The sequence below is a fragment of the Terrabacter sp. 2YAF2 genome, assembly GCF_052114705.1.
Classification (GTDB): Bacteria; Actinomycetota; Actinomycetes; order Actinomycetales; family Dermatophilaceae; genus Terrabacter.
On the sequence record NZ_JBFRFG010000018.1, the window covers coordinates 1 to 25,347 of the forward strand.

Genomic DNA, 25,347 nt, shown 5'->3' on the forward strand with positions numbered 1-25,347 from the left:
CGGCCACCGGCGAGCTCCTGCGCCAGCTCGTCCTGGACCCCAGCCGTGACTACCAACCCACCGGACGCCCCACCCGGACCCGCACAAACGAATGAGCCGGACCTACATTCCGTAGGTCCGGCTCATTCCGATGTCCTGAGACATCACACAGTGCCCCCGGCAGGATTCGAACCTGCGCTCCCGCCTCCGGAGGGCGGTGCTCTATCCCCTGAGCTACGGGGGCGGCTCGCACTTTCGTGCGCTCGGTGAGATTAGCAGGGCCCGGCCGGGAACGCTGCATGCCCCCCGCGGTCAGGGAGCAGCTGCGGCGACGGGCGCCCGAACGGTCGAGGCGCGTCCGGGCGCCTGGCGAAGCGGGCTCGTCCGCCTCGTAGACTCACCGCATGACGCCGGACCAGCTGCGCGCCCTTCTCGAGGAGGTGGCCGCGCAGGCGGCCCGCACCGGCGACCTGCCCGACGAGGCGGAGGCGGGCCCTCCAGCGGGGCTGGTCTTCCGGCCCGCCGAGACCCGTGCCGCCGGCGTCGTCGCCGACTGGGTGACGCCCGTGGCGCAGCGCTGGGCTCCCCGGTTGGACCTCGGCCCCCGGGACCTCGCTCGCGTCTTGGCCCAGGGGCTGACGCTCCAGAAGCCGGTGGCGGCCGTCGAGGTCGCGCCGAGCGGCCTCATCGCCCTCACCCTGGAGGACTCGGCCCGCTCCGAGATCGTCGCTCGTGTCATCGAGGACCAGGACCACTACGCCCTCGGCGCCGGTGCGCAGCGCGACGAGATCGTCGAGGCCCCCGGGAGCCGCCCCGCGGACGACCCCGTCCGCGGGGCCCAGCTCTCGCACGCCCGCCTGTGCCGGATCATCCGCAACGCCGAGGCCGCAGGGGTGGATCGCCGCCCCTCGGCGCGCCTCGCCGAGCTGACCCACGTCGGCGAGCGCCAGCTCCTCGTCGCCCTCGCAGACCTCCCTCAACGCCTCGAGAGGCATGCCGGCGACGAGGTCCAGCAACGCCGCGCCGTGACCGACCTCGCTGCGCTCGCCGACGCCTGGGACCACCCGGTGCGACCGCTCGCCGTGGGGGCCCACCCCGCGCCGATCCACGGCGCTCGGCTCCTGCTCGCCGACGCCGTCCGGATCGTCTTGCGCAATGGACTGACGCGTCTCGGCGCCGCGGCCCCGGAGAGGATGTAGCCATGCGCGCACACGAAGCAGGAGCGCTGCACGCGGAGGGCTATCGCGGCCCCGCGTGGCTCCAGACCCCGGCCGACGTCAACACTCTCGTACCGGCACTCTGGGCGTCGTCCGTAGGACGGGGGAGCGACGGCGTCCTCACGGTCGGTGGGGTGAGCGTCACCGAGCTGGCACGTGACTTCGGCACGCCGGCATACGTCATCGACGAGGACGACTTCCGTTCGCGCGCAAGGGAGTTCAAGCAGACGTATGCCGAGGTGTTCGAGGGCCTGTCGGGTGGCGCCGACGTCTTCTATGCGGGGAAGGCCTTCCTGTGCACCGAGGTCGCACGGTGGGTCCATGACGAGGGCCTGCACCTCGACGTGTGCACCGGCGGCGAGCTCGCCGTGGCCAAGCGCGCCGGCGTCCCCGGCGACCGGATCGGCCTGCACGGCAACAACAAGAGCGTCGCCGAGATCCGCGATGCCCTCGACTACGGCGTCAGCCGCATCGTCGTCGACTCCTTCGACGAGATCGAGCGCGTCGCCACGGTCGCCGCCGAGCTCGGTGTCGTCGCGCCCGTCCTCGTCCGTGTCACCGTGGGGGTCGAGGCCCACACGCACGAGTTCATCGCGACGGCGCACGAGGACCAGAAGTTCGGGCTGTCGTTGTCCGGCGGGCACGCCTTCGAGGCCGCGCGCCGGGTCCTCGCCAAGCCCGAGACGCTGCGCTTGCTCGGACTGCACAGCCACATCGGGTCGCAGATCTTCGACACCGCCGGCTTCGAGGTGTCTGCCCGGCGCATCGTCGGCCTCCACACGCAGATCGCACGCGAGCTGGGCGTCGAGCTCCCCGAGCTCGACCTCGGAGGCGGCTTCGGCATCGCCTACACCACCGAGCACGACCCGATGCCGCCGAAGAACCTCGCCGCCGGCATGGCCGAGATCATCGAGCGCGAGTGCCGCGCCGACGCCGTGGCCGTGCCCCGCATTTCGATCGAGCCCGGCCGGGCCATCGCGGGCCCCAGCACGTTCACCCTCTACGAGGTGGGCACCGTCAAGCCGGTCGAGCTCGACGGCGGCGCCCAGCGCCTCTACGTCTCGGTCGACGGCGGCATGAGCGACAACGTCCGCACGGCCCTGTACGACGCCAACTACTCGTGCACGCTCGCGAGCCGGGCGTCCACCGCGGACCCGGTGCTCGCCCGCGTCGTGGGCAAGCACTGCGAGAGCGGCGACATCGTCGTCAAGGACGAGTTCCTCCCCGGCGACGTCGGCGCCGGCGACCTCGTCGCCGTCCCGGGCACGGGCGCCTACTGCCGGTCCCTCTCGAGCCAGTACAACCACACGCCGCGGCCACCGGTGGTCGCCGTCCGGGACGGGGTGGCCCGCGTCATCGTCCGGCGCGAGACCATCGACGACCTGCTCGCCCTCGACGTCTGATGGGCCTGCAGATCCTGCGCCGCCGATGTCCGGATCGCGAAACAATGACCGTCCGGCACGCGGACAGACGGCAGGATTGCCGCCGTGGACAGCGCCGTGAGTGACCCCCAGCCGTTGCGCGTCGCCCTGCTCGGGGCGGGTGTCGTGGGCGGAGCCGTGGCGCGCCTGCTCGTCGAGCACGCCGACGACATGGCAGCGCGCGTCGGCGCCCCCCTCGAGATCGTCGGCATCGCGGTGCGCCGCGCCGGCCGGGACCGGGCCGCGCTCGGCGTCGACCCGGCGTTGTTCACGACGGACGCCGAGGAGCTCGTCACGCGGGCGGACATCGTCGTCGAGGTCATCGGTGGCATCGAGCCGGCCCGGTCGCTCATCCTGCGGGCCATCGAGCACGGGGCGTCCGTCGTCACGGCCAACAAGGCCCTCCTCGCCGAGGACGGCCCCGCCCTCTACGACGCGGCTGCCCGTCACGGCGTCGACCTGTACTACGAGGCCGCGGTCGCCGGCGCCATCCCGCTGCTGAGGCCGCTGCGTGAGTCCCTGGCCGGGGACGAGGTGCGCAAGGTCCTCGGCATCGTCAACGGCACGACGAACTACGTCCTCGACAAGATGGACACGACGGGCGCCGGTTTCGCCGACGCCGTCGAGCAGGCCCAGGCGCTCGGCTACGCCGAGGCCGACCCGACCGCCGACGTCGAGGGCTTCGACGCGGCCGCCAAGGCCGCCATCCTCGCCTCGCTCGCCTTCCACACCCGGGTCTCGGGCACCGACGTCTATCGAGAGGGCATCACCGAGGTGTCGGCCGCCGACGTCGCTGCCGCCCGCGAGATGGACGCGGTCGTCAAGCTCCTCGCGATCTGCGAGCGCAGCGACAAGGGCGTCAGCGTCCGCGTGCACCCGGCGATGATCCCGCGCTCCCACCCGCTGGCCGGGGTCCGGGAGGCCTTCAACGCCGTCTTCGTCGAGGCCGACGCCGCCGGTGAGCTGATGTTCTACGGCAAGGGTGCCGGCGGGGACCCGACGGCCTCCGCGGTCCTGGGTGACCTCGTCGCGGTCGCCCGCCACCGCGTCGGCGGCGGCCTCGGTCCGGGGGAGTCGAGCTACGCCGACCTGCCCATCCTCACGATGGGTGACGCGCAGACGAGGTACCACATCAGCCTCGACGTCGAGGACCGCTCGGGTGTGCTCGCCCAGGTGGCGGCGACCTTCGCCGACCACGACGTGTCCATCGAGACCGTGCGCCAGCAGCTCGTTCCCGCTGGTGACGGCGAAGGCGCCCGGGCCAACCTCATCATCGTCACCCACACCGCCAGCGACGAGGCCCTCTCGTCCACGGTCGAGCGACTGCGCACGCTCGACGTCGTCCGTGGCGTCAACTCCGTGATGCGCGTGGAAGGTTCGTGATGGCCCACCAGTGGCGCGGAGTCATCCGCGAGTACGCCGACCGCCTCCCGATGCTCGAGGGTGCGCCCGTCGTCACGCTCCACGAGGGCGGTACCCCCCTCATCCATGCCGAGAAGCTCTCCGAGCGCGTCGGCGCCGAGGTCCACCTGAAGTACGAAGGCCTGAACCCCACGTGCTCGTTCAAGGACCGCGGCATGACGACCGCGATCAGCGTCGCCGCCCGCAAGGGTGCGAAGGCCGTCATCTGCGCGAGCACGGGCAACACGAGCGCGTCGGCGGCGGCATACGCCACGAAGGCCGGCATGACGTGCGGCGTCCTCGTGCCCGAGGGCAAGATCGCGATGGGCAAGCTGAGCCAGGCGATCGCCCACGGCGCGACGCTGCTGCAGGTCGACGGCAACTTCGACGACTGCCTGACCCTCGCGCGCAAGCTGGCCGAGGCCTACCCCGTCGAGCTGGTCAACTCGGTCAACCCGGCCCGCATCGAGGGTCAGAAGACGGCGAGCTTCGAGGTCGTCGACGCGCTCGGTGACGCGCCCGACATCCACTGCCTGCCCGTCGGGAACGCCGGCAACATCACCGCCTACTGGCGCGGCTACCGCGAGTACTCCGCCGACCCGGCGGTCAGCCACCAGCCCGGCCCGGCCACGCACCTGCCGAGGATGTGGGGTTTCCAGGCGGCCGGCGCGGCGCCGATCGTCCTCGGCCATCCCGTCGACCACCCCGAGACGATCGCCACCGCCATCCGGATCGGCAACCCCGCGTCGTGGGAGCAGGCCGTCGCCGCCCGGGACGAGTCCGGTGGCCGCATCGACGCCGTGACCGACGAGCAGATCCTCGACGCCCACCGTTACCTCTCCTCGCAGGAGGGGGTGTTCGTCGAGCCCGGCTCGGCCGCCTCCGTCGCGGGGCTGCTCGCGAGCCACGCAGCCGGCCTCGTGCCGCCCGGGGCACGCATCGTCTGCACCGTCACCGGCCACGGACTCAAGGACCCGCAGTGGGCCCTGCGCACCGCCGACGGGAACGAGGTCGTGCCGACCCGGGTCTCCGTCGACGCGTACTCCGCGGCCCAGGCGCTCGGCCTCGAGGGCTGACCGCGTGAGCCGGGTTCCGGCGGGCCGCTCCGTCCGCCTGCGCGTGCCCGCGAGCAGCGCCAACCTCGGACCCGGCTTCGACTCGATCGGGCTGGCCCTCGGCCTGTGGGACGACTACGTGGTCAGCACGTGCGAGCGCCCCGGACTCGTCATCGAGGTCAGTGGGGAGGGCGCCCAGGACGTGCCCACCGACGAGCGGCACCTCGTGTACGCGACGATGCTGCACACGTGGCGCGTCATCGGCGTCGAACCGCCGACGGGTCTCCGCCTCGAAGCCGTGAACGGCGTCCCGCACGGCCGTGGCCTGGGCTCCTCTGCGACCGCCATCGTCGCGGGCGTCATTGCCGCCCAAGCTCTCTCGTTCGGCGTGCTCGAGAGTGCGTATGCCGCGTGGCCGGCTCCCGGTGTCGCCGTCCCCGTCGATCTCGACCTGGCTACGCACCTGGCGAGTGAGCTCGAGGGGCATCCCGACAACGCGTCGGCGAGCGTGCTGGGTGGCCTCACGGTCAGCTGGATGCCTGACGGCACCGGGCTCGATCGCGGCGAGCGCACCGTGACGGCGCGCATCGAGCCGCACCCCGACGTCGACGTGGTCGTCTTCGTCCCGGAGACACAGCTGGCGACCCGCACCGCCCGCGCCGTCCTGCCCGCGCTGGTCCCGCTGGCGGCGGCGGCCGCCGGCGCCGGACGAGCGGCCCTGCTCGTCCACGCGCTGACGGCCGATCCCGGGCACCTGCACGCCGCGACCCGTGACTGGCTCCACCAGGAGGCGCGGCGACCTTCCTACCCCGCCACGATGGAGCTCGTCGACCTGTTGCGCTCGCAGGGGCATGCCGCGGTCGTGTCGGGGGCCGGTCCGAGCGTCCTCGTCCTCACCACCCGCGAGGCCGCCGCGGATGTGCAGGCGGGGCACCTCGCACCCCACTGGGAACGGCTGACCCCCACCGTGCCGCCGCACGGCGCCACGGTGCACGTTCGCTGAACACACGCCCGACCACGACCTCAGCGGCGCCTACCCGCCAGCCGGCGGTCCCCGAGTGGTATCCTGAGCGTGCACCACAGGCCGCGACAACGCAGGCTGGTGCACCACCCCCACACTGAGGCGATCTTCTGTGCCTCTCGGCGCGTTCTGCGCCGTCGTGGATCTCAGACGGCCAGGTCATCTGGTCCAAGTCCGGCCCGCTGGAGTCTCCCGGGCCGCAAACGAGGGGGAAGGATCCTTCGTGTCAGAAACAACCACCCGTCCGCTCTCTGGCCTGTCGGCCATGAAGCTGGACGAGCTCAAGGGCGTCGCGTCGTCGATGGGAATCACCGGGACGACGAAGATGCGCAAGAGCGACCTCGTCGAGGCGATCAAGGCCCGTCAGGCCGGCGGCTCGTCGGCGACCGGCGCTCCGACGGCTTCGGCCGCTCCGACGGGCGGGACGGAGTCCACGGGCTCCGCCGAGATCCCTGCTGCCCCTCCGGCGACGCGAGCCCGCGCAACGCGCCGGGTCAGCCGGCCGGCGGGCTCCGCTGCGACGGCTGAGCCGTCCGCAGAGGTACCGGCTGCCGCGACCGTCCCGGACCAGCAGCGCAACGAGGACCACAACGAGGACCGCAACGAGCGCAAGCCGGAGCGCGACGAGGCGACGGCCGAGGGCTCAGCCCCGCGATCCGAGCGTGCCCCGAGGGGCTCTCGGGAGGCGCCGGCAGCGCGTGCCGACGCGCAGAACGCACCGTCCGCCGAGCGCGCCGAGGCGGCCGAGGAGCGGGGCTCCGAGACCGACGACCGGGCCGGCCGACAGCGTGACCGGGCTCAGCAGGGTGACCGTCAGCAGGGTGACCGTCAGCAGGGCGACCGCGAGCAGCGCTCCGACCGTCAGCAGAGCGACCGTCAGCAGGGCGACCGCGAGCAGCGCACCGAACGCCAGCAGGGTGATCGTCAGCAGGGTGGCCGCAACGACCGGCAGAGCGACCGCCAGCAGTCGCGCCAGCAGCAGGACCGCCAGCAGCAGGACCGCCAGCAGGACCGCCAGCAGCAGGACCGTCAGCAGCAGGACCGCCAGCAGCAGGACCATGCGAACGACCACGGTCGTGGCCAGCAGTCCCCGTACGACGATGACGGTGGCAGCCGCCGCAGCCGCAACCGCCAGCGCAGCCGGGACCGCAAGCGCGGGCGCGGCCGCGAGGGTGGCCAGGACTGGAACGACTCGGAGCTGCAGGTGGGCGACGACGACGTCCTGGTTCCCGTGGGCGGCATCCTCGACGTCCTCGACAACTACGCGTTCGTCCGCACGTCCGGCTACCTGCCCGGCCCCAACGACGTCTACGTGCCGCTCGGGATCGTCAAGAAGAACGGGCTGCGCAAGGGCGACGCCGTGACCGGCGCCGTCAAGGCGCTGCGCGAGGGCGAGCAGCCCTCGGGAAGCGTCGGCCGCCAGAAGTTCAACGCGCTCGTGCGCCTGGACACGGTCAACGGTCAGACCTCCGAGGAGGCGGTCAAGCGCGTCGAGTTCGGCAAGCTGACCCCGCTCTATCCCCAGGAGCGACTGCGGCTCGAGACCGAGCCCCACGTGCTCACGACGCGCATCATCGACCTCGTGGCCCCGATCGGCAAGGGTCAGCGCGGCCTCATCGTGGCCCCGGCCAAGGCCGGCAAGACGATGATCATGCAGACCCTCGCCAACGCGATCACGACGAACAACCCCGAGTGCCACCTCATGGTCGTCCTCGTCGACGAGCGTCCCGAGGAGGTCACCGACATGCAGCGCGCGGTCAAGGGTGAGGTCATCGCCTCGACCTTCGACCGGCCGGCCGAGGACCACACGACCGTCGCGGAGCTCGCCATCGAGCGGGCCAAGCGTCTCGTCGAGCTGGGTCACGACGTCGTCGTGCTGCTCGACTCGATCACCAAGCTGGGCCGCGCCTACAACCTCTCGGCCCCCACGAGCGGCCGCATCCTCTCGGGCGGTGTCGACTCGGCCGCGCTCTACCCGCCGAAGAAGTTCTTCGGCGCCGCGCGCAACATCGAGAACGGCGGCTCGCTGACGATCCTCGCCACGGCGCTCGTCGAGACGGGCTCGAAGATGGACGAGGTGATCTTCGAGGAGTTCAAGGGCACCGGCAACATGGAGCTGCGCCTGAACCGCGAGCTCGCCAACCGCCGCATCTTCCCGGCGGTCGACATCAACAGCTCCGGCACCCGTCGCGAGGAGATCCTCCTCGCGAGCGAGGAGCTGAAGATCATGTGGAAGCTGCGTCGGGTCCTCGGCGGCCTCGATGCGCAGCAGGCCATCGAGCTGCTCATCGACCGTCTCAAGAAGACGCGGACGAACTACGAGTTCCTCACGCAGGTCCAGGCGACGAGCGGGTCCAGGCTCGGCGAAGAGTCCTGACCGATCGCTGGAAGGGGACGGCGCCACCGGGCGCCGTCCCCTTTCGGCGTTTCAGTCGGCATTGCACGGAAATGTCCATAAAGTAGGGCTGCCCACCCAATCGTCACCTGGAGTGCCATGTCTGCGCCTGCCGGCGGCCCTGATGCCAGCCCCGTCCGTATCCTCGTGGCAGACGATGACGCAGACATCCGAGACCTCGTCGAGTTCAAGCTGACCCAAGCGGGGTATGCCGTCGAGGCCGTTCCGGACGGGGTCAGCGCCTGGGAGGCCTTCGAGGCCAGCCCGCCGCAGCTGGCGGTGCTCGACGTCATGATGCCCGGGCTCTCGGGTATCGACGTCCTCCGCAAGATCCGCGAGAGCGAGTTCGGGGCGGTGCCCGTCCTCCTGCTCAGTGCCAAGTCGCGGGACTCCGACGTCGACACAGGCTTCGCGGTCGGCGCGGACGACTACGTCATCAAGCCGTTCAGCCCCAGGGAGCTGCTGCACCGGGTCAACGGCATGCTCGCCAGGGCGCGATGAGCTCCGGGGTCTCGTGATCATCGGGGCGACCCTTCTGGTCGGCGCCACGGTGGTCGTCCTCGGCGCTTGCCTGCTCCTCGTCCTGCTGGTCGTCGCCGTCCGTGCACGTCGGCACGCGCGCCTCCAGCGCGAGGCGATGCTGCTCTCACCGCTTCGAACGCCGTTGATCACGGTGGCCTCGGGCGAGGACGACGACGGCTCTGCCGCAGACGAGCTGCGCCAGGCGACCGGTGTGACCCGTGACGTGCTCGACCGCAACGTCGTCGCGATGCTCAGCAAGATCCGTGGCGTGCCCGCCGACCAGCTCGTCCAGGTGCTCGAGGACCACGGCGCCGTCGAGCTGGCGGCGGTCGAGCTGACGAGCCGCTCGACGGTGAAGCGGGCGCGCGCGGCCCAGCTGCTGGGCCTGGCTCGCGCCGGGCATGCCGTCCCGCTCCTCGTCGAGGCGCTCGGGGACGAGGCGGTGGAGGTCCGCAACAGTGCGGCATACGCCCTCGGCCTCATCGGTGACCCCGTGGCGGCGGGTCCCGTGCTGGCGGCGATCGGCGCGCCCGAGCGTGGACTGCCTGCGGCAACGGCCGCCGAGGCCCTGCAGTCGATGGGCGTCGGCATCTCGGACGTGCTGCGTGGCGGGATGGCTGACGCCAATGCCCGCACCCGCATGGTCGCCGCCCACCTCAGCGCCGAGCGCAGCTTCACCCGGGGGCTGCCCGAGTTGCGGCAGCTGCTCGACCACGACCCCGACCTCACGGTTCGCGAGACGAGCGCCACCGCCATCGGGCGGCTCGGTCGCGGCGAGGACGTCGACATCCTCGTGCGCCACACCGCCGAGACGGAGCCGCTCGCGCTCCGCCGCGCCTGTGTGGTCGCGTTGGGCGAGCTCGGTGAGACCCGCGCGGTCCCAGCCCTGACGGCGCTCCTCGACGACTCCGACCCGCGTCTGGCCGAGCTCGCCGCGACTGCGCTGCTGACCATGGGCCCCGACGGCACTGCCGCCCTGATGGGCCACGAGGACGACCCGGCCGTGCGCACCGCGCGGCTGCTCGTCAGCCTCCAGAAGGCGTCGGCATGACCTGGGAAGCGATCACCTCGGGCTTGCGGTCCTTCGTCGTCTGGAGCATGGACGTCACGGCCGTGCCGATCATCCTCTACTTCATCCTCATCAACACCTCCCTCCTCGTGATCATCGGGCTGGCCTACCTCGAGTTCCAGGCGCAGCAGCGCCGGCGGTCGACGGCCGTGGTCTGGCAGGGAGCCGGCCTGGCGCCAGGGGTGTCCCTGCTCGTGCCGGCCTACAACGAGGAGGCCGGCATCGTCATGGCGGTCAAGTCCTTCCTCACGCTGCGCTACCCACGGCACGAGGTCGTCGTCGTCGACGACGGAAGCAGCGACGCGACCTTCGACCGCCTCGAGCAGGCCTTCGACCTCGTCCAGGTGCCCCGTGAGCTGCCGCACGAGATCCCGATCCGGGCGAAGGTCCTCGGCATCTTCGTCCCGCGTGACGGCCGCACCAGGCTCGTCGTGGTCCGCAAGGAGAACTCCGGTCGCTCCGAGGCGATCAACGTGGCCATCAACGCCGCGAGCGAGCCCCTCGTCGCGATGATCGACGGCGACTCGATCCTCGAGCCCGACGGCCTGCTGCACGTGACCCGTCCCTTCGCGGACGACCCGACGCGCATGGTCGCCACCGGTGGGGCCATCCGCCCGGTCAACGGCAGCCGGGTCGTCTCGGGTCGAATCGTGCGCGTCGAGATGCCGCAGACCTGGATCCCTCGGATCCAGCTCGTCGAGTACCTCCGTGCCTTCCTGCTCGGGCGTACCGGGTGGTCCCGCCTCGGTGGCCTGATCCTCATCAGCGGCGCCTTCGGTCTCTTCCGCCGCGACGTCGTCGTCGAGGTCGGCGGCCTCGACCCCAACAGCATCGGCGAGGACTTCGAGCTCGTCATGCGGATCCACAAGAAGCTGCTCGACGAGGGCCGCGACTACCGCATCGAGTTCGTGCCCGAGCCGGTCTCGTGGACGGAGGTGCCGGTGACGGCCAAGGTGCTGCGCAACCAGCGGCGTCGCTGGCACCGGGGCCTCTGGGAGACCCTGTGGGCCTACCGGTCGATGCTCTTCCGCCCGAAGTACGGCCGCATCGGCTGGCTCGCGCTGCCCTACTACTGGCTCTTCGAGCTCATCGCGCCGCTGCTCGAGCTGTTCGGCATCCTCATCGTCCCGCTCGCCCTGCTGCTCGGCGTCGTCAACGTCCCCTTCGCGATCCTCTTCCTCGTGCTCGCCTACGGGTATGCCGTGCTCGTGACCCTGGCGGCGATGGTCGTCGACGAGTGGGCCTTCCACAAGCACGACCGGTGGCGGGCCATCTGGCAGACCATCGCCGCCTCGGTCCTCGAGAACATCGGCTACCGCCAGGCCACCGTGTGGTGGCGTCTCGAGGGGTGGTGGTCCAGCCTGCGCGGGAAGAAGCACGTCTGGGGTGTCATGACCAGGACCGGCTTCGACGAGGACCCGGCGTGACGAGCGCGCTGCCCGGGGTCTCGAGGCGCTCGGTCGGCAGTCACATCCGGCGGCTCGTCGCCATCCTCGTCATCCTCGTGCCGGTCGGCGCGATCATCTCCGTCGCGACGATCCACTCCCAGGGTGCGGCCGTCCGGGTGCTCACCCTGGCCCTCGGACCCGCACGCGAGGCCAATAGCACGATCCTGCTCGACATGACCCGTGCCGAGGGGGCGTGGCAGCAGGCGGCCGCCGGGGTCCCCTCCGCGCTCGACCCGCTGACGGTCCAGCCCGCCGTCGCCGCGGAGCTGGACCACCTCGCCGCGGCCACCCGGAGCGAGGAGCTGCCGAGCGCCGACCAGGCCCGCTACGCGACCCTCGTCTCCGAGGAGCGGGCGGCGGTCGACGACTGGTTCGTCGCGGTCCGGCAGTCCCTGCAGGGAGTCTCCGCCGGCACGACTGCGACCGCGTCCGACCGGGCCCGGGCGTCGGCGGCCTACGCCCGCTTCCGCACGACCAACGAGTCGCTGGGCTCGAGCATCCAGACCAAGCGTGACGCGGCCCGCGTCGACTCGCGCGAGGCCACGACCATCACGTCCGGCGTCATCGTCGCCGTCGCCATCGCGGTGGTGCTCGTGCTCGTCGCCGCGGGCTTCGGGATGGATCGTGCCGTCGGGCGCCCGCTCGCGCGGCTCCGGGAGGTGGTGCGTCGCCAGGCGGAGGACGACGTCATCTCGATGGCCAACCAGGAGGAGGGCGCCTTCGAGGTCCGGATGCTCGCGCGTGACTTCAACGACCTCACCCGCGCCAACGCCCGTCTCGTCGACCAGCAGGCGGCCGTCCTCGAGATGCAGGAGCTCGTCCTCGACGTGGGCCGGACCGTTCGCTCGGCCAGCGACGTCCACGAGGCGCTCCAGCGCGTCACGACCAAGCTCGGCGCCGGTCTCGGCGCCGACCGGGTGCTGCTCTACACCCTGGCCGACGACGGCCAGACGGTCGAGGACCGCCTCCAGTGGCACACCGAGGACCTTCCCGACCTGCCGCCGCTGCCGCGGTCCCTGGCCCAGCAGGTGGGCGCCGTCAACGACGAGCTGCGTCGCGATGCCGGCTTCTTCGACATCGGTGACCTGCTGGCGCACCAGGCCTACGACGACGAGAGGGCCCGCGCCTTCCACCGGGCGACCGGGACCCGGAGCCTGCTCATGCTGCCCGTCGGCACCGGCGGCCGCGGCCTCGGCATCCTGTCGATCATGATGGTCGGCGCCCCGAGACGCTGGCACCGCCACGAGATCCAGGCGGCCCAGCAGTGCTGCGCCATCGCCGCCCAGTCGATCGTGGCGCTGCGGCTGTCGCAGATGCAGGACGAGCAGGTGCGTCGGCTCACCGAGCTCGACCGGCAGAAGACCGACTTCATGGCGACGGTCAGTCACGAGCTGCGCACCCCGCTGACCTCGATCAGCGGCTACCTCGAGCTGCTCGTCGACGGCGACTTCGGCGACGTCACCGACGGGCAGCACGTGGCCCTCGACATCATCGGCCGCAACGCGACCCGCCTGCGCGGCCTCATCGAGGACCTCCTCGTGCTCAACAAGATCGAGATCAGCGGTCTGCAGGCGGTCTCCGAGGAGGTGGCCGTCCGCGACCTGCTGCGCACCGTCACCGAGACCATGAAGCCGGTCGCGGCCAAAGGTGGGGTGCACCTCGTCTGCGACGACACCCCCGACGACCTCGTCGTCAGGGTCGACCGGGGGCAGGTCGAGCGGGCACTGATCAACCTCGGCTCGAACGCCGTGAAGTTCACGCAGGAAGGTGGGCAGGTGCTGCTGTCTGCCGAGCGCTCGGGCGACTCGACGATCATCTCGGTGCACGACACCGGTATCGGCATCCCGGCCGCCGACCTCGCGCGCCTGTCCGAGCGGTTCTTCCGCGCGGGGAACGCGACGGCCGCCGCCATCCCCGGCACCGGCCTCGGTCTCGCCATCGTGCGTGCCATCGTCGAGGGTCACGGCGGCGAGCTCGTCATCGCCTCGGTCGAGGGGGAGGGGACGACGATGCAGGTCGTGCTGCCCGTCGCCCAGCCCGCCACCGTGCGAGCCTGACGAAGGCGCCCTGACGCGCACGGGCGGGGAATGCCGGGGCCACCTCGCGCGTTTGGGAGGAGGTGCGCCTTTCTGGCACACTCTTCCTTTGGACCGGTTCACGGCCGAGCGACCCACCACGGTGGCTAGCGACGACTCCGACCCGGCCGACTACCTCGAGGAGACAATCTTGAAGAAGGACCTTCACCCCGACTACGTGGACACCACGGTCACCTGCACCTGTGGCAACACGTTCACCACCCGCAGCACCGAGACGTCCGGCAAGATCGCTGCCGACGTGTGCTCGCAGTGCCACCCGTTCTACACGGGCAAGCAGAAGATCCTCGACACCGGTGGCCGCGTGGCCCGGTTCGAGGCCCGTTACGGCAAGAAGGCCGCCAAGTAGGTCTCCCGCACGCCGGCTCCCACGACTTCGGTCGCCGGGGGCCGGCGTTCGTCGTATCCGTCCGTCTCCCCGTACGTCCCTGAGCCGAAGGGCCTGCCGTGCTCGAATCCGTCCAGTCGATCCTCGACGAGTACGCCGAGCTCGAGCAGCAGCTCGCCGACCCGGCCGTCCACGGGGACCAGGACCTCGTGCGTACGCTGAACAAGCGGTATGCCGCCCTGGCCCCGACCGTCGCCGCCGCGCGGGAGTGGACGGCGGCCGGTGACGACCTCGCCGCCGCCCGTGAGCTCGCGGCCGACGACGAGTCCTTCGCCGCCGAGGTGCCCTCCCTCGAGGTCCGCCTCGCCGAGGCGGAGCAGCACCTGCGCCGGATGCTCGTGCCCCGGGACCCCGACGACGACCGCGACGTCATCCTCGAGGTCAAGGCGGGCGAGGGTGGCGACGAGTCGGCGCTCTTCGCCGGCGACCTGCTGCGGATGTACCTGCGCTACGCCGAGCAGCGTGGCTGGCGTACCGCCATCGAGGACGCCACCGAGAGCGACCTCGGCGGCTACAAGGACGTGCGGGTCTCCGTGCGCGCCAAGGGTTCTCCCGGCCTGGGCGAGGGACCGTGGGCCCGTCTGAAGTACGAGGGGGGCGTGCACCGGGTGCAACGCGTGCCCGTCACCGAGAGCCAGGGGCGCATCCACACCTCGGCCGCGGGCGTGCTCGTCATGCCCGAGGCCGAGGAGGTCGAGGTGACCATCGACCCGAACGACCTGCGCATCGACGTCTACCGCAGCAGTGGCCCCGGAGGCCAGAGCGTCAACACGACCGACTCCGCCGTGCGCATCACCCACCTGCCGACCGGGCTCGTCGTCTCGTGCCAGAACGAGAAGTCGCAGCTGCAGAACAAGGAGGCGGCGATGCGCGTCCTGCGGGCGCGCCTGCACCAGCTCGCGCAGGACGAGGCCGACGCCGAGGCGAGCGCCGCACGGCGGTCTCAGGTGCGCACCGTCGACCGCTCCGAGCGCATCCGCACCTACAACTTCCCGGAGAACCGCATCTCCGACCACCGCACCGGCTACAAGTCCTACAACCTCGACTCCGTCCTCGACGGCGACCTCGACCCGGTGGTCCAGTCCGCCCTCGACGCCGACGAGGCCGCGAAGCTCGCGGCCCTCGGCCACGACGGGCCGCGCGCGTGACCGACCTGCGTGACGGCGTCCGTGCGGCGACCGCGCGCCTGCGCGACGCCGGCGTCGCCTCCGCCGACGTCGACGCCGTCGAGCTCGCCGCCCATGTGCTCGGCGTCGAGGCCTCCGAGGTCCGTCGCCTCATGGTGCTCGGCGGCCGCACGCTCCCGGGGGCGTATGCCGTCCTCGTCGACGAGCGGGCCGCCCGGGTGCCGCTGCAGCACCTCACGGGGCGGGCCCACTTCCGCAGGCTGACGCTGTCGGTCGGTCCAGGCGTCTTCGTGCCCCGGCCGGAGACCGAGGTGCTCGTCGACCTGGCCCTCGTCGAGGTCGACCGGGTCCAGTCGCTCGACCGGCCGCAGCCGGTCCGGGTCGTCGACCTGTGCTCAGGGTCCGGCGCGATCGCTCTCTCGGTCAAGGACGAGAGGCCGGACACCGAGGTGCGCGGACTCGAGCTGTCGCCCGATGCCTACGCCTGGGCGGTTGCCAACCGCGACCGGCTGGGTCTCGACGTCGACCTCGTGCAGGGAGACGCGACGCGGCCCTGCTTCGAGGACTGGACGAACGCCGTCGACGTCGTGACGATCAACCCGCCCTACATCCCTGTCGGTGCCGTGCCCCTGGACCCCGAGGTGCGCGACCACGACCCCGAGCTCGCCCTCTACGGCGGCAGCGAGGACGGATTGGGCATCCCGCTCGCCGTCGCGAAGGTGGCCGCTGGACTGCTGCGCCCCGGCGGGTTGGTGCTGATCGAGCACGCCGACTCCCAGGGCGAGAGCCTCCCGGCCCGGCTCGGGCGCACGGGGGAGTGGGTCGAGGTCAGCGACCACCTCGACCTCGGTGGTCGCCCGCGCGTCACTCGGGCCAGTCGCGCAGACTGAGGTCGCTGCCTCGAGGCTCCGGCGGGCGCACGTGCCTCAGACGGAGCCGCCGGTGGCAGCCGACACCAGGGCGGCGGCGCAGTCCCGGGCGACGTTCGGGGCCTCCGGGCTGGCGTCCAGCGAACCGCTCGCGAGCCCGCCGTCGAGCAGCAGGGTCAGTGACCGGGCGAGGGTCTCGGGGTCCGGCGCTCCGGCCTGCTCCGCGAGCTCGCGCACCCAGCCGAGCACGGCTGCCTTGTGCGCCACCGTCCGGTCGTGGACCGGGGTGCCCGGCTGCGACTCGGCTGCGGCGTTGATGAAGGCACAGCCGCGGTAGCCCTCGCGCCGGCACGCCGTGCCGAGTGCGTCGAAGAGGCCGACCAGCTGCGCGGCGGGGGCCTCGCCCGCAGCGCGCGCCGCCTCCCGGAGCTGGCCGGTCCAGACGCCGTCGACCTTGTCGAGGTAGGCGACGACGAGATCGTCCTTGGCGGGGAAGTGCTTGTAGAACGTCGCCTTGGCCACGCCCGACTGGGCGATGATGAGATCGACCCCGACGGCGCGGATGCCCCGGGCGTAGAACAGGGCGAAGGCGGCGTCGAGGATCCGCTCGCGAGCGGCACTGGGGCGGGTCGGCGTGGCGGTGGACATCAGGCTCCTCAGGTGGTGCGGCGGCGTCGTCCTGAGCACATTCTTGCATATAGACAGACCTGTCTGTTACTTTCTGGACATAGGGTAGACAATCTTGTCTGCCCCGCCCACTTGGACCAGCACGCAGGAGACCCTCATGAAGATCGCAGTCCTCGGCACCGGCACGGTCGGCCGGACCGTCGCCGCCCGCCTGTTCGGCCTCGGCCACGAGGTCACCATCGGCACCCGAGACCCGCAGGCCACCCTCGCCCGCACCGAGCACGACGGCATGGGCAACCCGCCCTACGCGGACTGGGTGGCGGACCACGCAGGGGTGTCCCTCGCCACCTTCGCCGATGCGGCAGCAGCGGCGGAGCTCGTCGTCAACGCCACGAGCGGGCACGGCGCGCTGCCGGCCCTCGAGGCGGCCGGCGCGGACAACCTGGCCGACAAGATCGTCCTCGACATCTCGAACCCGCTCGACTTCTCGAACGGCTTCCCGCCCACCCTCTTCGTCAAGGACACCGACTCCCTCGGCGAGCAGGTGCAGCGGGCCTTCCCGCAGGCCCGTGTCGTCAAGACGCTCAACACGCTCACGGCCGAGCTCATGGTCCACCCGAAGAACCTCGGGCAGGAGTCCTCCGTCTTCGTGTCCGGCGACGACGCGGAGGCCAAGGCCACCGTCACCGAGCTGCTGGAGTCGTTCGGCCACACCGACGTCATCGACCTCGGGGACATCAGCACGGCGCGCGGCACCGAGATGCTGCTGCCCGTGTGGCTGCGCCTGATGGGCGCCTTCGGCACGGCAGCGTTCAACTTCAAGATCGTCCGCTGACATGGGCACCCCGACGACCGGCCCGGTGGCTGGCCCGATGGCCGGCCGGACCGTTCTGGTCACCGGGGCGACCGGTGGGATCGGCCTGGCCACGGCCAGGCGTCTGGCCGGTCTCGGGGCCCGGGTCGGGCTCGTAGGGCGCGACGAGGCGCGCGCTGCCGCCGTGGCGGGGCGGCTGCGCGACGGCGGCGCAGAGGTCGACGTCTTCCTCGCCGACCTCTCGTCGCAGCGGGACGTCCGTGCGCTCGCGGGCCAGGTGCTCGCGGCATACGCCCGTCTGGACGTCCTCGTCAACAACGTGGGCGGCTACTGGGCCACCCGGCACGAGACCGTCGACGGGCTCGAGCGCACCTTCGCCGTCGACCACCTGGCCCCGTTCCTGCTCACCAACCTCCTGCTCGACCGGCTGCGGGCCAGCGCCCCGGCGCGGGTCGTCACGGTCTCGTCCGGTGCGCACGCCATGAGTCGGATCGACCTCGACGACCTGCAGGGAGCGCAGGGGTACAACGGCCAGCGTGCCTACAACCAGTCCAAGCTCGCCAACGTCATGTTCACCTACGAGCTGGCGCGCCGGCTCGAGGGTTCTGGGGTCACGGCCAACGCCCTGCACCCCGGGGTGGTCCGGACCGCCTTCGGGCAGGAGGACTCCGGCCGGTGGATGCGGCTCGTGCTCCCCGCGGTCCGGCCGTTCATGAAGAGCCCCGAGCGAGGTGCGGACACCTCGGTCCTGCTCGCCTCTTCGCCGGAGCTGGAGCACGTCTCCGGCCGCTACTTCGCGGGTGGCAAGGTCAAGCGGTCGTCGCCGGCCTCCTACGACACGGACGTGGCGGCACGGCTGTGGCGCATCTCGGCCGAGCTCGTCGGCGTCGATCCGTCCTGACGCCCCTCGAAGCCTGTCCGACGGCCCCGTCCGTCGCCCCAGACGACGCCAGTAGGCTCTGGCCCGTGAGCGAGCGCTACGACTGCACCGATCCCGACGGTCGCGCCGAAGGCATCCCGGCCGCGGCCGCGGCCGTCCGACGCGGCGAGATCGTCGTCCTGCCGACCGACACGGTCTACGGGATCGGCTGTGACGCCTTCGACGCCACCGCCGTCGCCTCCGTCCTCGCCGCCAAGGGACGCGGGCGCGACATGCCGCCACCCGTGCTCATCCCGACCGCGCGCACCGCCCAGGGGCTCGCGACGCAGGTGCCGGACTACGCGCAGCGGCTCATGGAGAGGTTCTGGCCCGGGCCGCTGACCGTCGTGCTCAAGGCCCAGACGTCACTGCACTGGGACCTCGGGGAGACGAACGGCACCGTCGCCCTGCGCGTCCCGGACCACGAGATCACCCTCGAGCTGCTCGGGGACATCGGCCCGATGGCCGTCACGAGCGCCAACACGACGGGCGACCCGGCGGCCCGCACCGTCGACGAGGCGGTCGGCATGCTCGGGGAGTCGGTCGGGGTCTACCTCGACGGTGGTCCGGTCGACGGGGGTCAGCCCTCGACGATCGTCGACTGCACCGGAGAGACCCCGGTGACGCTCCGACTCGGTGTCATCAGCCAGGCCGAGCTCGACGAGGCGCTCGTGCCGGAGCCCGTGCTCGAGGCACCCGCACCCGACGTGGCGCCCGACACGCAGCCCGACCCGGAGGTCGACACCCCGCCCGACGCCGAGGCCGGCGACGCGACCCACACGCTGGGGGAGTGGCGCGATGTGTCCACCACCGAAGGTCCGTACGGCGGTTCCAGCACGACGCAATAGAGTTGGCTCGCGCTCGCGCCCCACTCCCGACCCACCCGGAGAACTTCCATGGCTGACGACACGTTCTACGGCTCCGACTTCGGCGCCCTGCAGTCCTTCGACCCCGACATCGCGGGGGTGCTGCTGTCCGAGCTCGACCGCATCCGCGGCGGTCTGCAGCTCATCGCGAGCGAGAACCTCAGCTCGCCGGCCGTGCTGACGGCGCTGGGGTCGACGCTGTCCAACAAGTACGCCGAGGGCTACCCCGGCCGTCGCTACTACGGCGGCTGTTCCGAGGTCGACAAGGCCGAGACCATCGCGATCGAGCGGGCCAAGGCGCTCTTCGGCGCCGACCACGCCAACGTCCAGGCCCACTCGGGTGCGAGCGCCAACCAGGCCGTCTACGGCGCCTTCATGTCGCCCGGCGACACGATCCTCGCCATGGCTCTGCCCATGGGCGGCCACCTCACGCACGGCACGAAGGTCTCCTTCTCCGGCAAGTGGTTCAACGCCGTCCACTACGGCGTCGACAAGCAGACCGAGGACATCGACTACGACCAGGTGGAGGCGCTCGCCCGCGAGCACCGCCCGAAGGTCATCTGTGCCGGCGGCTCCGCCATCCCGCGGCTCATCGACTTCCAGCGCTTCCGGGCCATCGCCGACGAGGTCGGCGCGATCCTCTGGGTCGACGCGGCCCACTTCATCGGCCTCGTCGCCGGCAAGGCCATCCCGTCGCCGGTGCCGTACGCCGACGTCGTGACCTTCACGACCCACAAGGTCCTGCGCGGCCCGCGCTCCGGCGCCCTCGTGTGCAAGGCCGAGCACGCCGCCGCCATGGACAAGGCGATCTTCCCGATGATGCAGGGCGGCCCGCAGATGCACACCATCGCGGCCAAGGCGGTCAACTTCAAGGAGGCCGCCACCCCCGAGTACGCCCAGTACGCGAAGGACGTCATCGCCAACAGCCAGCAGCTCGCGGCGAGCCTGTTCGAGATGGGCATCCGGCCGACGACCGGGGGCACCGACACCCACCTGTCGCTCCTCGACCTGCAGGGCGTCGGCGTCACCGGCAAGGAGGCCGAGGAGCGGGCCGACGCGGCCGGCATCGTGCTGAACAAGAACGCCATCCCGTTCGACCCGCAGAAGCCCAACATCGCCTCCGGCATCCGCGTGGGCACGCCATCGGTCACCACCCAGGGCATGGGCCTGGAGGAGATGAAGCAGATCGCCCTGCTCATCCACCAGGCCGTGACCACGGGTGACGCCGACCCGGACCACGCGGTCAGCAAGCAGGTGCGTGCCGAGGTCACCGACCTCGTGACGCGCTTCCCGGCATACCCTCGCTGAGTCAGCCCACTCGCCAGCGTCGGCGTCCGAGCGAAGGTCGGTAGGTGCACGAGTACGTCCTCGTCCTCATCGTGGCCGCTGCGGTCACGTACCTCGCCACACCCTTCGTGCGCAGCCTCGCCGTCGCGACGGGCGCTTTCACGGCGGTCCGTGAGCGGGACGTCCACAAGACGCCGATCCCACGGCTCGGGGGAGTGGGGATCTACATCGGGTTCGTCGCGGCTGCCCTCGTGGCGCGGGCGCTGCCCTACCTCGGCACGCTCTTCTCCGACCGGCGCATCCTCGGGGTCATCGCTGCGGGCGGCATCGTCTGCCTGCTCGGTGCCTTCGACGACATCCGCGAGCTCGACTGGCTGACCAAGCTGGCCGGGCAGATGCTCGCCGCGGGTCTGATGGCCTATACCGGCGTGCAGCTGCTCTCGCTGCCGATCTTCGGCACGACGATCCTGCCGACCCCGGTGCTGGTGCTCTTCACGGTGCTCGTCGTCATCGCGTCCACGAACGCCGTCAACTTCATCGACGGCCTCGACGGGCTCGCCGCCGGCGTCGTCGGCATAGCGGCGTTCGCCTTCTTCATCTACAGCTACCTCGTGTCCCGCTCCTTCGTGCCGGCCAACGTGTTCTCGACGTCCACGTTCATCTGCGCCGCGCTCGTCGGGTGCTGCGCCGGGTTCCTGCCGCACAACTTCCATCCCGCCCGGCTCTTCATGGGCGACTCCGGGGCGCTGACCCTGGGACTTCTCCTGTCGGCGGCGACCATCACCCTGACGGGCAACGTCGATCCCGGACAGATCAGCGACAACGCGGTGTCGGCAGCATTCCTGCCGATCCTCGTGCCGCTGGCCGTCCTGCTGCTGCCGTTCCTCGACATGGTGCTCGCCGTCGTCCGCCGCACCCGGGCGGGCCAGCGCCCGTGGCAGCCCGACGCGATGCACCTGCACCACCGCATGCTGCGCATCGGCCACGGCCACCGCCGGGCCGTGCTCATCCTCTACCTCTGGGCCGCCATCGTGGCCCTCGGTTCGGTGTCCTTCGTCATCTGGGACGGACCCCGTCCCGTCGCGGTCGTGGGGGTGGCCGCCGCGATGGGTGTCGTGCTCACCGTGTGGCTGCCGCGGTGGAGGCCTTCCGAACGCTTGTGATAGCATTCACAAGCGCCTGAGGGGAGTCTGAGAAGACCGTCGCAGGCGCCCGATCTCCTTGTGAACAGAGCCGATCCGAACCAGATCCGGACCTGCTCCCGCCCCGCCCGCACCACGCCTCTCGACGCACCAGGCAGGTTTCCTTGAGCGCCACACCGGCACGCGACGCATCCCAGTCGGATGCCTTCGCGCAGCTCCTCCGGGGCTCACTGCTCCCGACGGCCGCTGCCGGTCTCGTCTGCGTCGTCGTCGGACTGTTCTCGAGCCCCAAGGCCGCGTGGTCCGCAGCGCTCGGCGCCGCCATCGTCATCTTCTTCTTCAGCCTGACGCTCCTCGTCATGAAGCGCACGGCCGACCTGCCGCCGACGACGACCATGATGATCGTCATGGCCACCTACACCTTCAAGGTGCTGGTGCTCGGCATCGTCATGTTCGCCCTGCGCGACGTCACGTGGGCCTCCGGCTACGCGATCGGGGTGTCCGTCACCGTCTGCGCCGTCGTGTGGCTCTTCTTCGAGATGCGCGCCTACAAGCGACTGCGGATCTTCGCGTACGACCCCGACGGCGCCGCCTCGCTGGACGCGAAGCCCGACCGGGAGCCGCGTGATGAGCCGTGAGACCGGAGGTGGACATGACCACGCCCTCGACGCCCGACCCGGACGAGCCCACTCGGGCGACCGAGCCCGCCCAGCCGAGCGAGCCCTCGGAGGTGGACAAGGCGGAAGAGCTGCGCGCGTTCAACATCCGCGAGCAGGACTCGGCCTGGCGAGCGGTCGCCTACCTGCTGACCGGACCCTTGATCTACGGGGGACTCGGGGCCATCGCGGACCACCTGCTGGGGACGTCGTGGCTCGTCGGGGCGGGGATCGTCGGTGGGATGGCCCTGTCGCTCTACCTCATCTGGTTCCGATACGGTACCCATTGAGCCAGCCCGCGAGCCTGACAGCCCTCGTGCCGCCCACCGGCGCACCACCCGCTGACCCGCGCACCTGCGGATCCACGCACCCGAGCACCGAACCCCCACCGCTGACGTCCGTCGTCAGCCCAAGCGCCCAGAACCTACCAAGGAGCAACCCGTGAGCATCGTGGCCGCCGCCCCGACGGACTACACCGCCCCCGGCGTGGGGGAGTTCTGGCAGCCCCTCTTCGGCACTGACGGCCCTTGGGCGATCACCCGCCCGATGCTGCTCATGGCCCTCTCGCTGATCCTCATCGCGGCCTGGCTGCTGATCACGACCCGCAAGCGGGCCCTCGTCCCGAGCCGGGGGCAGATGGGAACCGAGGCCGTCTACGGCCTGGTCCGCAACGGCGTCGCCAAGGACCTCATCGGCAGCCACGAGTTCATGCGGTTCGTGCCGCTGCTCTTCACGATGTTCGTGCTGATCCTCGGCAACAACCTCTTCGGCGTCATCCCGCCCATGAGCTACCCGACGATGAGCCGCATCGGCTTCCCGATCGCCCTGGCCCTGATCGTCTGGATCGTCTTCCACGTCGTCGGCATGAAGAAGCACGGCTTCATCGGCTACTGGAAGTCACTCGTCCCCTCGGGCCTGCCCAAGGGCATGATCGTCCCGATCTTCTTCCTCGAGCTGATCACCGACCTCTTCACGCGTCCGGTCACGCTCGCGCTGCGACTCTTCGGAAACATGTTCGCCGGCCACATCCTCATGGTGCTGTTCATCACCGGCGGCTGGTACATGCTGACCTCCGGCGGCATCCTCGTCATCGCCGGTGGCGTCACCTGGATCTTCGCCTTCGTGATGACGCTCTTCGAGATCCTCGTCGAGTTCCTGCAGGCCTACGTCTTCACGCTGCTCGCCGCGCTCTACATCGCCGGTGCCGTCGCCGACGAGCACTGAGCCCCCGCGCGCCCGGCGCGCACCACGACTGCACTACTGCACCACCCGCACGAGCACCACCAACCAGCTTCGCCCCCGCCCGTCTGGTAACCGCCAGCCGGACAAGACAAGAAGGAATGGATTACACATGACTGGCAACATCGCCATCCTCGGTTACGGCCTCTCCGCCATCGGCCCCGGTATCGGTGTCGGTCTGATCTTCGCCGCCTACATCAACGGCGTCGCCCGTCAGCCCGAGGCCCGCGGCATGCTGCAGCCGATCGCCTTCCTGGGCATGGCCATCACCGAGGCGCTCGCCATCTTCGGTATCGCTCTCGCGTTCGTCTTCAAGGGCTGACGCCCCCTCCCGGGGCAGCTCGAAGCACCGTTCGTCATTCTCTCTAGGAGACCCGCATGCAAGCAGTGACCGTGACCGCCGAGGGCGGCGAAGGCGGCTTCTGGGCCACCGCGGCACCGATCATCCCGCACCCGCTGGAGTTCTTCTTCGGCCTCGCGTGCTTCGCGATCCTGTACTTCATCGTGGCCAAGGCGGTCGTGCCGCGGCTCGAGCAGATCTATGCCGAGCGCACCGCTGCCATCGAGGGCGGGATGAACAAGGCGGAGGAGGCCCAGGCCCAGGCCCAGGCCGCGCTCGAGCAGTACCAGGCCCAGCTCGTCGAGGCCCGCTCCGAGGCCGCCCGCATCCGTGAGGACGCCAAGGCCCAGGGTGCGCAGATCATCGCCGAGATGCGTGAGCACGCGGCTTCCGAGGCCGCGCGCATCACCGAGACCGCGCACAAGCAGATCGACGCCGAGCGCCAGCAGGCGGTCGTGTCGCTCCGCGCGGACGTGGGGCGCATCTCCACCGACCTCGCGAGCCGCATCGTCGGCGAGTCGCTTCACGACGAGACCCGTCAGAAGGGCATCGTCGAGCGCTTCCTCGCCGAGCTCGAGTCGGGCGACGTCGTCCGTGAGAAGGTCGGGGACCGCTGATGCAGGGATCCTCACGCGCAGCAGCGGCCGCGAGCCGCGATGCGTTCACCGGCGCGCTCGCCGCCGGTGCCGACCGCTCACGGTTGGCCGAGGAGCTCTTCGCGGTCGTCGGACTCCTCGACGGCAGCACGGCCCTGCGCCGTGCTGCGGCCGACACCTCACGTGAGGGCGCGGACAAGGCGCAGCTCGCCGAGCGGCTCTTCGCGGGCAAGGTGAGCGCCGAGACGCTCGTCGTCCTCAAGGGCGTCTTCACGCAGCGGTGGACCTCCGAGCGTGACCTCACCGACACGATCGAGGCGTATGCCGTCGAGGCCGTCATCGCCCAGGCCGAGGCCGAGGGGCGTGCCGACCAGGTCGAGGACGAGCTCTTCCGCTTCGAGCGGATCGTCGCGGCCGACGCCGGACTGCGCTCTGCGCTGACCGACACGCAGGCTTCCGACGACCGGCGCACCGCGCTCGTCGAGTCGCTGTTGCGCGACAAGGTCGCCCCGGAGACCCTAGGGCTCGTCCGCCAGGCCGTGCGCGCCCCGCGGGGTCGCCGGTTCGACCGGACGGTCGAGGGCTACCTCGACACGGCCTCGCACCGCCGCCAGCAGCAGACGGCCACCGTCACCTCGGCCGTGCCGCTCTCCGACGAGGACCGCCGCCGGCTCGCCGCCGGCCTCGCCACCGTCTACGGCGGCACGGTCCACGTCAACACCGTCGTGGACCCCCGGGTCATGGGCGGGGTCAAGGTCGAGATCGGTGACGAGGTCATCGACGGCACCGTCATCCGCAAGCTCGACGCGGCGCGCCGCGCCATGGGTGCCTGAGGCACCGCCCACCCACCAGCTGT

At 71.2% G+C, this 25,347-nt stretch carries 25 protein-coding genes and 1 tRNA gene; 24 read left to right on the forward strand and 2 right to left on the reverse strand.

The window, feature by feature from the left end:
* Positions 1–151: 151 nt before the first annotated feature.
* A tRNA-Arg gene (locus AB4030_RS17465) sits at positions 152–223 on the reverse strand.
* A 160-nt stretch (positions 224–383) separates the two neighbouring features.
* Between AB4030_RS17465 and AB4030_RS17470 the strand changes: the two genes are divergently transcribed.
* The 13 genes from AB4030_RS17470 to prmC all read left to right on the forward strand — a co-directional run bounded on the left by AB4030_RS17470 (position 384) and on the right by prmC (position 16,026).
* Complete coding sequence (locus tag AB4030_RS17470) at positions 384–1,178, forward strand: DALR anticodon-binding domain-containing protein (RefSeq protein WP_442280480.1); 795 nt, start codon at positions 384–386, stop codon at positions 1,176–1,178.
* Positions 1,179–1,180: 2 nt separating this feature from the next.
* Positions 1,181–2,599, forward strand: coding sequence for a diaminopimelate decarboxylase (gene lysA / locus AB4030_RS17475; protein WP_442280481.1), 1,419 nt, complete (start codon positions 1,181–1,183; stop codon positions 2,597–2,599).
* A gap of 84 nt (positions 2,600–2,683) precedes the next feature.
* Entirely contained in the window at positions 2,684–4,000 is a 1,317-nt protein-coding gene (locus AB4030_RS17480) for a homoserine dehydrogenase (RefSeq protein WP_442280482.1), read from the forward strand.
* Positions 4,000–5,094, forward strand: a complete 1,095-nt coding sequence (gene thrC / locus AB4030_RS17485; protein WP_442280483.1) for a threonine synthase — start codon at positions 4,000–4,002, stop codon at positions 5,092–5,094. The genes AB4030_RS17480 and thrC overlap by 1 nt, the downstream gene beginning before the upstream one ends.
* A gap of 4 nt (positions 5,095–5,098) precedes the next feature.
* Positions 5,099–6,076: a homoserine kinase gene (locus tag AB4030_RS17490; RefSeq protein ID WP_442280484.1), complete on the forward strand. Its 978-nt coding sequence runs from the start codon at positions 5,099–5,101 to the stop codon at positions 6,074–6,076.
* A 283-nt stretch (positions 6,077–6,359) separates the two neighbouring features.
* Entirely contained in the window at positions 6,360–8,471 is a 2,112-nt protein-coding gene (gene rho / locus AB4030_RS17495; RefSeq protein ID WP_442280556.1) for a transcription termination factor Rho, read from the forward strand.
* 165 nt (positions 8,472–8,636) lie between these two features.
* Positions 8,637–8,990: a response regulator transcription factor gene (locus tag AB4030_RS17500; protein WP_442280485.1), complete on the forward strand. Its 354-nt coding sequence runs from the start codon at positions 8,637–8,639 to the stop codon at positions 8,988–8,990.
* 13 nt (positions 8,991–9,003) lie between these two features.
* Positions 9,004–10,062, forward strand: a complete 1,059-nt coding sequence (locus AB4030_RS17505; protein ID WP_442280486.1) for a HEAT repeat domain-containing protein — start codon at positions 9,004–9,006, stop codon at positions 10,060–10,062.
* Positions 10,059–11,507 (forward strand): glycosyltransferase, encoded by a 1,449-nt coding sequence (locus AB4030_RS17510; protein ID WP_442280487.1) that lies wholly within the window; start codon positions 10,059–10,061, stop codon positions 11,505–11,507. Before AB4030_RS17505 ends, AB4030_RS17510 begins: the two co-directional genes overlap by 4 nt.
* The gene (locus AB4030_RS17515) at positions 11,504–13,585 is read left to right on the forward strand and encodes a sensor histidine kinase (protein WP_442280488.1); all 2,082 of its coding nucleotides are present in this window, start codon (positions 11,504–11,506) and stop codon (positions 13,583–13,585) included. The genes AB4030_RS17510 and AB4030_RS17515 overlap by 4 nt, the downstream gene beginning before the upstream one ends.
* Before the next feature lie 169 nt (positions 13,586–13,754).
* The gene (rpmE, locus tag AB4030_RS17520) at positions 13,755–13,970 is read left to right on the forward strand and encodes a 50S ribosomal protein L31 (RefSeq protein WP_442280557.1); all 216 of its coding nucleotides are present in this window, start codon (positions 13,755–13,757) and stop codon (positions 13,968–13,970) included.
* Between the two features lie 98 nt (positions 13,971–14,068).
* Positions 14,069–15,157, forward strand: coding sequence for a peptide chain release factor 1 (prfA, locus tag AB4030_RS17525; RefSeq protein WP_442280489.1), 1,089 nt, complete (start codon positions 14,069–14,071; stop codon positions 15,155–15,157).
* Complete coding sequence (prmC, locus tag AB4030_RS17530) at positions 15,154–16,026, forward strand: peptide chain release factor N(5)-glutamine methyltransferase (RefSeq protein ID WP_442280490.1); 873 nt, start codon at positions 15,154–15,156, stop codon at positions 16,024–16,026. The genes prfA and prmC overlap by 4 nt, the downstream gene beginning before the upstream one ends.
* A 36-nt stretch (positions 16,027–16,062) precedes the next feature.
* On the opposite strand, the gene AB4030_RS17535 is transcribed toward prmC, so the two are convergent.
* A complete protein-coding gene (locus tag AB4030_RS17535) occupies positions 16,063–16,653 on the reverse strand; it encodes a TetR/AcrR family transcriptional regulator (protein ID WP_442280491.1) in 591 nt (196 codons plus the stop codon).
* Between the two features lie 136 nt (positions 16,654–16,789).
* On the opposite strand from AB4030_RS17535, the gene AB4030_RS17540 reads away from it, so the two are divergent.
* The 11 genes from AB4030_RS17540 to AB4030_RS17590 all read left to right on the forward strand — a co-directional run bounded on the left by AB4030_RS17540 (position 16,790) and on the right by AB4030_RS17590 (position 25,324).
* The gene (locus AB4030_RS17540) at positions 16,790–17,467 is read left to right on the forward strand and encodes an NADPH-dependent F420 reductase (protein ID WP_442280492.1); all 678 of its coding nucleotides are present in this window, start codon (positions 16,790–16,792) and stop codon (positions 17,465–17,467) included.
* A gap of 1 nt (position 17,468) precedes the next feature.
* A complete protein-coding gene (locus AB4030_RS17545) occupies positions 17,469–18,347 on the forward strand; it encodes an SDR family oxidoreductase (RefSeq protein ID WP_442280493.1) in 879 nt (292 codons plus the stop codon).
* A gap of 65 nt (positions 18,348–18,412) precedes the next feature.
* Entirely contained in the window at positions 18,413–19,213 is an 801-nt protein-coding gene (locus AB4030_RS17550) for an L-threonylcarbamoyladenylate synthase (protein WP_442280494.1), read from the forward strand.
* A 48-nt stretch (positions 19,214–19,261) separates the two neighbouring features.
* On the forward strand, positions 19,262–20,539 hold the full coding sequence (gene glyA / locus AB4030_RS17555) for a serine hydroxymethyltransferase (protein ID WP_442280495.1): 1,278 nt from the start codon (positions 19,262–19,264) through the stop codon (positions 20,537–20,539).
* A 44-nt stretch (positions 20,540–20,583) separates the two neighbouring features.
* Positions 20,584–21,681, forward strand: a complete 1,098-nt coding sequence (locus tag AB4030_RS17560; protein ID WP_442280496.1) for a glycosyltransferase family 4 protein — start codon at positions 20,584–20,586, stop codon at positions 21,679–21,681.
* A gap of 143 nt (positions 21,682–21,824) precedes the next feature.
* Entirely contained in the window at positions 21,825–22,298 is a 474-nt protein-coding gene (locus AB4030_RS17565) for a hypothetical protein (protein ID WP_442280497.1), read from the forward strand.
* A 14-nt stretch (positions 22,299–22,312) separates the two neighbouring features.
* Entirely contained in the window at positions 22,313–22,606 is a 294-nt protein-coding gene (locus AB4030_RS17570) for a hypothetical protein (protein WP_442280498.1), read from the forward strand.
* A gap of 151 nt (positions 22,607–22,757) precedes the next feature.
* Complete coding sequence (gene atpB / locus AB4030_RS17575; protein ID WP_442280499.1) at positions 22,758–23,540, forward strand: F0F1 ATP synthase subunit A; 783 nt, start codon at positions 22,758–22,760, stop codon at positions 23,538–23,540.
* A 127-nt stretch (positions 23,541–23,667) separates the two neighbouring features.
* Positions 23,668–23,877 (forward strand): ATP synthase F0 subunit C, encoded by a 210-nt coding sequence (gene atpE / locus AB4030_RS17580; protein WP_020142944.1) that lies wholly within the window; start codon positions 23,668–23,670, stop codon positions 23,875–23,877.
* 56 nt (positions 23,878–23,933) lie between these two features.
* Positions 23,934–24,512 carry a F0F1 ATP synthase subunit B gene (locus tag AB4030_RS17585; RefSeq protein ID WP_442280500.1) on the forward strand — a complete coding sequence of 193 codons (579 nt, stop codon included), beginning with the start codon at positions 23,934–23,936 and terminating at the stop codon, positions 24,510–24,512.
* Positions 24,512–25,324: a F0F1 ATP synthase subunit delta gene (locus AB4030_RS17590; RefSeq protein ID WP_442280501.1), complete on the forward strand. Its 813-nt coding sequence runs from the start codon at positions 24,512–24,514 to the stop codon at positions 25,322–25,324. The genes AB4030_RS17585 and AB4030_RS17590 overlap by 1 nt, the downstream gene beginning before the upstream one ends.
* The last annotated feature ends 23 nt before the right edge of the window (positions 25,325–25,347 follow it).

Bases quoted from the DNA above. Each gene is read 5' to 3' on its own strand.
- AB4030_RS17545 (WP_442280493.1), top strand. From the start codon at position 17,469: ATGGGCACCCCGACGACCGGCCCGGTGGCTGGCCCGATGGCCGGCCGG.
- AB4030_RS17570 (WP_442280498.1), top strand. From the start codon at position 22,313: ATGACCACGCCCTCGACGCCCGACCCGGACGAGCCCACTCGGGCGACC.
- AB4030_RS17535 (WP_442280491.1), bottom strand. From the start codon at position 16,653: ATGTCCACCGCCACGCCGACCCGCCCCAGTGCCGCTCGCGAGCGGATC.
- lysA (WP_442280481.1), top strand. From the start codon at position 1,181: ATGCGCGCACACGAAGCAGGAGCGCTGCACGCGGAGGGCTATCGCGGC.
- thrC (WP_442280483.1), top strand. From the start codon at position 4,000: ATGGCCCACCAGTGGCGCGGAGTCATCCGCGAGTACGCCGACCGCCTC.
- AB4030_RS17590 (WP_442280501.1), top strand. From the start codon at position 24,512: ATGCAGGGATCCTCACGCGCAGCAGCGGCCGCGAGCCGCGATGCGTTC.
- rho (WP_442280556.1), top strand. From the start codon at position 6,360: ATGAAGCTGGACGAGCTCAAGGGCGTCGCGTCGTCGATGGGAATCACC.
- AB4030_RS17585 (WP_442280500.1), top strand. From the start codon at position 23,934: ATGCAAGCAGTGACCGTGACCGCCGAGGGCGGCGAAGGCGGCTTCTGG.
- atpE (WP_020142944.1), top strand. From the start codon at position 23,668: ATGACTGGCAACATCGCCATCCTCGGTTACGGCCTCTCCGCCATCGGC.
- glyA (WP_442280495.1), top strand. From the start codon at position 19,262: ATGGCTGACGACACGTTCTACGGCTCCGACTTCGGCGCCCTGCAGTCC.
- AB4030_RS17470 (WP_442280480.1), top strand. From the start codon at position 384: ATGACGCCGGACCAGCTGCGCGCCCTTCTCGAGGAGGTGGCCGCGCAG.
- AB4030_RS17540 (WP_442280492.1), top strand. From the start codon at position 16,790: ATGAAGATCGCAGTCCTCGGCACCGGCACGGTCGGCCGGACCGTCGCC.
- AB4030_RS17510 (WP_442280487.1), top strand. From the start codon at position 10,059: ATGACCTGGGAAGCGATCACCTCGGGCTTGCGGTCCTTCGTCGTCTGG.